We start from the raw sequence: 8,076 nt of genomic DNA on the forward strand, positions 1-8,076 counted from the left end.
TTGCCTTTGATAGCATTCAGCCCAACCGCCAGCAACTTATCAAAGACCTGGAGCCATTGATTAGTTGGGCGCAAGACCGTGCCAAAGACCGAGAAAGTGGTCAGCTGAACATTTTTGATCTGTTTGGCAACACTAATTCTGAGCCAGATCAGAACAATAATGCTTGGGAATCTGCTCCAAGCGCTCCAGCAGTGTCTGATTTTTCACGCCAAGAAAAATTAAATTGGGAAAAAGAATTGCTTGGTTTTTATGTGTCTGACCATCCTTTAAAATCAGCCCGTCCAGTAGCTCAAGTTCTTTCTCCTGTCAGTTTGGCGGAGTTAGCAGAGCAAAAGAAGGGGACAACTTTGAGTGCTATTGTAATGCTCACCGAAGTTAAGCCTCACCTCACCAAAAAAAATAATGAACGCATGGCCTTTGTGCAGATGGAAGATCTGACCGGTCAAGCTGAAGGAGTTGTATTCCCGAAAACTTACGAAAAAATTAGTTCATTACTGCAAGCCGATTCCCGTTTAATTATTTGGGCGAAGGTGGATGAGCGAGATGAGAAAATTCAACTGATTATTGAAGATGCTGAGCTAATTGAAAGTTTACGAACAGTAGTAGTAGAACTTACCCCTCAGGAAGTTACGACAAACAACCTTAACCAATTAAAATCGATTCTGCAAAAACATTCCGGTAAAAAACATCAGGCAAAATTCCCCGTACTAGCAACTATTGCTGCACCCCAGCAGTATCAATTTGTCCGTTTTGATTCTAAATACTGGGTCCAAGATCACCAAGTAACCGTTAATGCTCTCAAAGCTAGCGGATTTGATGCCCGTACTGCTCCAGTAATCAGGAGTTGAATAAGGAGTTTAGTCTTTGCTCTTCTATTCTCAGCAATTTACTAAAACTATAGCATTTACAAATAGTTCATGAACAATCTGGCGTTGGTTAATAATAGAATGATTTTAAGAGTGAGGTGGAATAGGCATCTTGCCTGTTCGGCGATATTGTGGGGCTGGCAGGATGCCCACTCTACTCCTATTTATTCAAAGATTCAGCAACGCCAACAATCTTGCTGATTTCTAATAACATCAAAAACTCTTCGGAGCTCTTTTTTACTATGCCCTATGCCCTGTTCCCTGCTCCCTACTCCCTACTCCCTTCTTTATCAATCTTAACCAGGATTTTGCTGAGGATTAGAAGAGTCAAGAAATTCAGATTGAATCTCCTCCAATTCCCGATCAAGTTTAGTTTTAGTTTTCGGTAAACTACTAGAACCAGCCACCTGAGAACCAAGGGTTTGATGGGTTGATTTAGTTGTCGGATTACCCATAATTTCAGACTTTAATTCTTCTAATTCTTGAGCAATCCTTTTATTCAATCCCCCGACTGCAGGCTTTGATGGTACAGTAGATTTGACTGGTGTAACTGGTTTTCGTTGCCTTAGAGGTGTAACTGGTTTTTGTTGCCTTAGAGCTGTTGGGGGAGTTGTCTGAAGATGCAAATCTTTACTTACCTCAGTCGCTGATTGATAACGTCGGTTAATAGCCCCCGCTATCATCTTGTCGATGATGCGACCAAGCTGATCACTAATAGGATGACTCAAAAAGTTCCGCCATATCCAGACACCCTCCCTGACATCAAATAAATCACAGGGGTGCCTATCGGTCAATAAATGAATACAAGTGATACCAAGACTATAGATGTCACTGGCAAAAACTGCTCTACCAATACTTTGCTCTGGTGATACATAACCAAATGAGCCAATCGCTGTCCCAGTTTTGCCTAGACTAGTGCCAGTAGCAGCTTTCGATGCTCCAAAATCAACCAGAACCAGTTGACCAGCGACCTGAGTTGCTCCCCCCACAACAGAAGACCTTGAACCCCTGCGGCGAATAATGTTTTCTGGCTTGATGTCCCGATGGATGACATGATGTTGATGAACAAATTGCAGCAATGGCAGCAAATCATCCAGTAGCGCCCGAATTTGTGCTTCATTAAATCCACCCCGACTTGCCAGTTCTTGGACTAAGTTTTGTCCATCGATAAACTCTTGGACTAAATACTGTTGGCTATCTTGACAAAAATACGCCAGCAGTTCCGGAATTTGAGGATGTTTGCCCAACTCATCCAGCCGTACCGCTTCGAGGGTGAATAACTCAGCGGCCTTTTGAACCGTATTGGTTCCCTGGGCTTGGGGAAAAAACTGCTTGATCACGCAGGGAGGCTTAGAAGGTTTATCTTCATCCACAGCCAAGAAGGTTTTACCAAATCCACCCTGACCTATAGGTTTAATCCCTCGGTATCGCTCTTTGAGCAGTAACTTCGAGCCACAGGCAATGCAAAATTTAGTTCCTTCTCGATTTTTGGGATTGGGGCAAGTGGGATTGAGACAGTAGCTCATTATACTGGTCAGCAGTCGGGCTTTTATCTATAATTATATATTGCCCTATCTACGAACAGATAAACAATGATGTGATCAGGACTGATGGTGACAGTAGGGAATTTTTTGAGATTATGTAGCTTATCTGCCTATCCCCTCATTATCTAATACCAAATCCTGTTCCCATACCCCCCTTATCCAAACAGCTATAGATTCCTCGAATAAAAGGATTTGGTCGATTTTTTATAAAGGGGGTGTGGCAAGCGGATTTGGTATAATTACCTGATTACTTCAAACCCTTATAGCAATCCGTGTAGGAATTGTGATAATTTTTAATGCCATATTCCCGTCTTGATGCAGTCGCTCATGGGGGAAACCACGGCAGTTGCTCATGGGGGGAACCCCCTTTGGCCTCACTGCCTCCCCAAGACCGTAATGGTGCGTTTGACCCGTAATTAAATTCGCCACGGGTCGCACCTCTGCATCGCTACTCCCTGTTTCCTGTTCCCTGTTCCCTGTTCCCTGTTCCCTTTGCGATATGTTCCATAATTGCTTGTCGGAAGCCCAGTACTACTAAAGTATTGGAAAGGGTTAAAAAAAACTCAGCACTGCCATGTAGCCAATCCACATCAGCTAATGCTTCCTGATAAGCTACCTTGGAATAAATCCCAGCTGGGATGGTAACAAAAACAAACACCAAGAGGACGTAAAATCCGATTAGCGCTAAACGGGGTGTTTGTCCAGAACGAGTGAGAAACCACAAGAATCCTAGGTAAGGAAATAGGGAAATGGCAAATAATGTCTCTTTAGAAATCATCTGAAGATCAGCAAAAACGGTTGTCAAAATGATTCGTAAAACGTCAGCCGTCAGCTGTCAGCCGTCAGCTGTCAGCCGTCAGCCGTCAGCCGTCAGCTGATAGCTGATAGCTGATAGCTGATAGCTGATAGCTGATAGCTGATAGCTGATAGCTGATAGCTTACCGTACAACTTATCCCTGGCATTGGTAGCAACCTTAGGCTGAACGCCAAATCCACCAAGCTGCTCCACAAAGGGTACAGTTACCGACAACTGTCATCGCTGCTTGGAGTGTAACCATCCACTCCAGGGATTGTTGGTTGTCAAAAAAGTGCCAGGTGATAGCACACATAGCACTGACCAATGCTGGTAACATGGCAAAAGACAATGCCCACCAAGCACGATTACCAGTAATTTCACCATAGGTCCAGATTAGCCAAATTGCAGCGATCCACTCGATAACACTGGAAATGTGAATAATCCAAGTTGGAATTGATAGAGCATGCATAAGAAAAAACGTCAGAAAAAACCTAATAGTAGAGGCTAAACTACATTTCCCTTGCTATTAAGTCTACCGTACTCACAAATCAGTACCCGTTAACGAGAAACGGGTACCCATTAATGAGAAACAGTACCCGTTAATGAGAAATGGGTACTGTTTTGTTACAAACCAGTACTAGTTAACGAGAAACGAGTACCCGTTAAGGAAAAATGGGTACCCGTTTGTTATACAACAGTACTGGTTAACCAGAAACAGGTACCCGTTTATTACACAACAGTACTAGTTTGTTACACAACAGTACTGCTTAATGATAAACGGGTACCCGTTTGTTACACAACAGTACTGGTTAACCAGAAACTAGTACTAGTTTTTGCTTAACAGGTACCCAGTTTTCATACAATAGTACTCTGAACTAGGAAATACCATTGCAATTGCCCTACTACCCTAGGCGAAGTCACAAATATAGCTAAGGTAAGCTATATTTGTGAGGTTGATCAGGATAAAGTAGACCATAACTTTCTAGTTATGAAGACAAATTGGCCTGGTGTAGTACTGTTTAATGAGAAAATAATTATATATGAGCCTTCAGCTGTGAGCTATTAGCTGACATACTTTAATTAAGAGCTGCTATCTCTAGCTTAGATAATAGTTCTTTCTCAACGTATTCCAGGTGATGTAAATCCTCAGCTACAATTAGTATAGTGACATCCCCTTGAGTTCGTAAGGTGTCAAATTCATAAGGAAAGACAAAATTCGGATTACCATTACCCTGGTAAATTAAGGAACCAATCTTTTCCCGGAGGGTGCTAAAACTACAGGGTTCGATTTCAAGTCTCAACACCTTCCAGCATCCATCGTAGTCACTAGAACCAAACAAATTGTCAAGAATAAAAAACGCAAAGGACGATCCGTTCAATCGGGCGTTATTTTCGATGGGAAATATTCCTTGATCTGTGACAATATAATCGATGCCTAAGATGCCAAGATAGCCATCATCCCGCATCTGCTGGGCGATTTTGAAGGAGTAATCGCGAATTAACCCTTCTATCCGTCTTGAATAGGGTTTTCCTTTCACGTTACCGATATGTTTTAACCCACTAAATAGCTGGCATGTCACTCCCAGATGAGCAATTTCTCCATTGCTGCCAATCATCCACTGGTCATTGGGGGATGTAATGACTTTAAGGAATGGCTCAATTAAAAAACAACTCTCTCCCGATGCCAGCATTTTTGGCATCTCAGTGTCGAGGTTACTGCTGTTAACTTTATAAAGTGATGAGCCTACAGACCCTTGTGCGCCCCGGATCAGTAACGTCTCATAATCCTTAAGCCAACCTAAGATTTCCTGTCGCAGTTTTGTCTCAAAATCCTCAGAGTCTGATGATTTACTCAGGATAGTTCCTGGTACTGTGGGAATACCAAGAGACTGACACAGGTCCTTAAAGGTGGACTTGTCAAAATACTTTAAGGTAATAGACTGATCACAGCCAAAAAAAACGGCATCAATGGTTGACGCCGCCTGTTTATCTAGATCTGCCGAATAATAAGGAACAAACACCAAGGGTTTTCCAATCGATGCAAGAAATGCTCTTACTTCATCCGCTTTTTGCATTATCAGCTCTGAGAGCAGTGCTGGTTCATTTTCACGGTTGAAGGCAAAGACTTTCTGGGGTCCTAAGCCAAGATTTTTCAGCCAGTCGTAGTACTCTGCATCCAGATTTCCAGGAATCATCACGACATCGTCTGAACCAGCTACAGCTAGGGCTCGTGACGCCCAAGGTTGGAGTGTATTCTTGCCCTGAAAGTGAGGTTGGCTTCGGATATCGAAGGCAAACACCCTGACTTGATCGGAATTTGAGGAAATCAAGTCCAGAATAGAGCTTGATTTTGCGATCGCATTTGAGTTTACCCTTGAGTTCAATTCATCCTCTTGATGGGCGTGATTACCAATTAACCTTTTGCTCCCAAAAGCACCATCCATCTGCTTACTCCATACAGACCAAACTACGACTTATTACAAATCACAAAAGAGCGACATTAAAAATTAACCTATCTCCGTCTAGGAGTAGGACAAAGCTTGCCCGCTGCTACCCTCATGCTTAACTGTTAGCAGTTAACCATAATAACTGCTCCCGAGTCAAGACCCTATCCCATAAGTGTTAGTCATAGGATATCCTAAATACACCCTGTTGTGATGAGGGGTTATCGACACAAAATTAGCGGTAATTGCCAAGTACGCTTAAGCGCTCCTACAGGCTATTCGATCGTAATCCTATAACTTGAACTGCTATAACAATGAAATTTCGACTGATTTTTTTAACATTTTCTGATCATAATTAGGTGTTAAGTGTTTGGTGTTTGGTGTTTGGTTTTAGAACGGGAACAGATACAAGCAAGAACCTGATGGGCTGGTTGACTGACAAAACTAATCAACCACGTACTCGTACGTTTGTATTTTGAATTCCAGTCGATACCGTCGTTTATCATGTTGTGTTCGTGAAGCCATCACTGGGTCAGGATCATGATTACTCAGGTGCGACCCGTGGCGAATTTAATTCGCCAAGGTCAAGGGCACCTATGTAAAACGAACCCGACGAATCAGTCTCCAGCCATTTTCGCTCGGAGGCTTTGACCCACTCCAAACCCTACCGAAAATAGCTGTTTCCTCCTGGGCCAGTGTGTGTCTACCCATCGACGAAAACCGGTTTCAACGACCTCAACCCCAAGGGGCTGTGACATATAACGTAGCAACTGCCAGGATGAACCTAAGCCCTTGATCAAGCAGGAACTGAGCGAATTTGGGATTTTTGCACATTCGCTCCCATTGGACTGGTCATCCCAGAAATTGGCGTTGCTGAATTAAGGAATGAATGCGCGATTATCTGATTTTATGAAAGCCCCCTAAATCCCCCAAGCGAGCAATCCCTCGCTTGGGGGACTTTAAGAGTTTTGTTCCCCCCAAGCGAGCAATCCCTCGCTTGGGGGGCTAGGGGGGCGGAACCATACCCATAATCAGCAACGCCCAGAAATTTTCCTCGATATCAAACCGCAATCCATATTCTTGAAAGGATTTCGGCGTTGCTGAATCAAAAAATGGTATTCTAAAAAGAAAACCATGGAATGCCCTAAATATCATAGCCATAAAACTCATAAATATGGTCATCAAAGAGGAAAACAAAGATATAAATGCAACGAATGTGGGCGACAATTTATAGAGGTTAAAACTGAGCGTGGTTACGATGAAAAAACTAAATTGCTTTGCCTAAAAATGTATCTAAGCGATGCAGCGCGGTCTTGGGGAGGCAGAGGTGCGACCCGTGGCGAATTTAATTACGGGTCAAACGCACCATTACGGTCTTGGGGGTTCCCCCCACTCGCTATTGCCGTGGTTTCCCCCGGAGACGAAACCTTAGACAGGGGAGCCTTTATGGTTGGTAGGCTATGCAGATGCATGGTTAAAACTTGAGGCGCGACCCCGTAATTTAATTCTTCACGCGGAAAGCGCGCCTCCATTGATTAAGGCAAGCCTGTCTTACGGTAACTTCAAGGCCTGCCGACGCTTGGCCGTAGGCCACGCCAAAGGCGAACGCGAACAAACCATGAGCGACTGCATCAAGACATAGAAAATGAAAATACCAGATTGAGACATTATTTAGCCAGACTACATCAGCGAACTCTTTGCTATTCTAAATCATCACCAATGTTGGAGTTATCAATTAGACTTCTTATTTATTATTTAAAATATCAAAAAATCCCCCTTTATAGTTAAACCATTTCGTTATTCAGCAACGCCTTTCCTTTTTCGGACACCAGACTGCCATTCACGGTATCTGGTAACATAACTGCTAACCTGCCCAGCTGCAAATGCGATTGCTGCTCGACGGTAATAGCTAGGAAATTTATGAAAAGCCTTATTGAACTGAGGATATTTTACATTAGGTCGCTTGGCTGTTTTATGCATCAACTTTTCGACAGCAGGAGTTAACTGATCTGCTGTTAACTCGCCAAGTTCAGACCAATGAGTATAAATAATACCAACTAAGTACCTACAAGCCTGACGATAAACTTTGACCGTCTCCCCGAATAACACTTTCTGTTCGGGGGACGGATTAAGTTTCCATTTGTCAGTTCGTATGACTTTTGCTGGCGCTTTCACTGGTCTAATAAAATATCCTTAGTTAATTTTTAGTCTACAAAAGATTAGACGACAAGAGATTAATGAATGTTCCAGGTTTTTAGTAATTGTTGTTGGCGTGGACTAACCCCGGAGACGAAACCTTAGAGGTTGTCTGAGAAGTCTCATTTGCTACATCCAAGCCCCCGTTGGTCCCCCAATTCTGGGGGACTTTTAGAAGCAAATTGACTCTTGTTCCCCCCAAAGTTGGGGGGTCAGGGGGGCAAAATTCA

At 43.2% G+C, this 8,076-nt stretch carries 9 protein-coding genes and 1 pseudogene; 3 read left to right on the forward strand and 7 right to left on the reverse strand.

The window, feature by feature from the left end; all coding sequences use genetic code 11:
- A partial coding sequence (locus tag F6K20_RS15005) for an OB-fold nucleic acid binding domain-containing protein (RefSeq protein WP_287295159.1) occupies positions 1-848 on the forward strand: 848 nt, incomplete at its 5' end.
- 314 nt (positions 849-1,162) lie between these two features.
- Here the strand turns inward: F6K20_RS15005 and F6K20_RS15010 are convergent.
- The 6 genes from F6K20_RS15010 to F6K20_RS15035 form a co-directional block, all read right to left on the reverse strand.
- Positions 1,163-2,392 carry a serine/threonine-protein kinase gene (locus tag F6K20_RS15010; RefSeq protein WP_008184719.1) on the reverse strand — a complete coding sequence of 410 codons (1,230 nt, stop codon included), beginning with the start codon at positions 2,390-2,392 and terminating at the stop codon, positions 1,163-1,165.
- Positions 2,393-2,662: 270 nt separating this feature from the next.
- Entirely contained in the window at positions 2,663-2,839 is a 177-nt protein-coding gene (locus F6K20_RS15015) for a hypothetical protein (protein WP_154659801.1), read from the reverse strand.
- Positions 2,840-2,858: 19 nt separating this feature from the next.
- Positions 2,859-3,188, reverse strand: a complete 330-nt coding sequence (locus F6K20_RS15020; RefSeq protein ID WP_008184717.1) for a DUF3593 domain-containing protein — start codon at positions 3,186-3,188, stop codon at positions 2,859-2,861.
- A gap of 78 nt (positions 3,189-3,266) precedes the next feature.
- Positions 3,267-3,440, reverse strand: coding sequence for a hypothetical protein (locus tag F6K20_RS15025; RefSeq protein ID WP_287250994.1), 174 nt, complete (start codon positions 3,438-3,440; stop codon positions 3,267-3,269).
- Positions 3,385-3,675, reverse strand: coding sequence for a DUF2499 domain-containing protein (locus F6K20_RS15030; protein ID WP_008184715.1), 291 nt, complete (start codon positions 3,673-3,675; stop codon positions 3,385-3,387). The genes F6K20_RS15025 and F6K20_RS15030 overlap by 56 nt, the downstream gene beginning before the upstream one ends.
- A gap of 607 nt (positions 3,676-4,282) precedes the next feature.
- Positions 4,283-5,650 carry a hypothetical protein gene (locus F6K20_RS15035; protein WP_008184713.1) on the reverse strand — a complete coding sequence of 456 codons (1,368 nt, stop codon included), beginning with the start codon at positions 5,648-5,650 and terminating at the stop codon, positions 4,283-4,285.
- Positions 5,651-6,784: 1,134 nt separating this feature from the next.
- Here F6K20_RS15035 and F6K20_RS40670 point away from each other — a divergent pair.
- Together F6K20_RS40670 and F6K20_RS15045 are read left to right on the forward strand one after the other, a co-directional pair.
- On the forward strand, positions 6,785-7,135 hold the full coding sequence (locus F6K20_RS40670) for an IS1/IS1595 family N-terminal zinc-binding domain-containing protein (RefSeq protein WP_044493301.1): 351 nt from the start codon (positions 6,785-6,787) through the stop codon (positions 7,133-7,135).
- A gap of 141 nt (positions 7,136-7,276) precedes the next feature.
- Positions 7,277-7,438 (forward strand): hypothetical protein, encoded by a 162-nt coding sequence (locus F6K20_RS15045; RefSeq protein ID WP_267872037.1) that lies wholly within the window; start codon positions 7,277-7,279, stop codon positions 7,436-7,438.
- A 24-nt stretch (positions 7,439-7,462) separates the two neighbouring features.
- Here F6K20_RS15045 and F6K20_RS15050 read toward each other — a convergent pair.
- A pseudogene (locus F6K20_RS15050) lies at positions 7,463-7,825 on the reverse strand (hypothetical protein); the annotation flags it as partial.
- Between the last annotated feature and the right edge of the window lie 251 nt (positions 7,826-8,076).

It is taken from the genome of Moorena sp. SIO2C4, assembly GCF_010672485.1.
GTDB classification, from domain to species: domain Bacteria; phylum Cyanobacteriota; class Cyanobacteriia; order Cyanobacteriales; family Coleofasciculaceae; genus Moorena; species Moorena producens.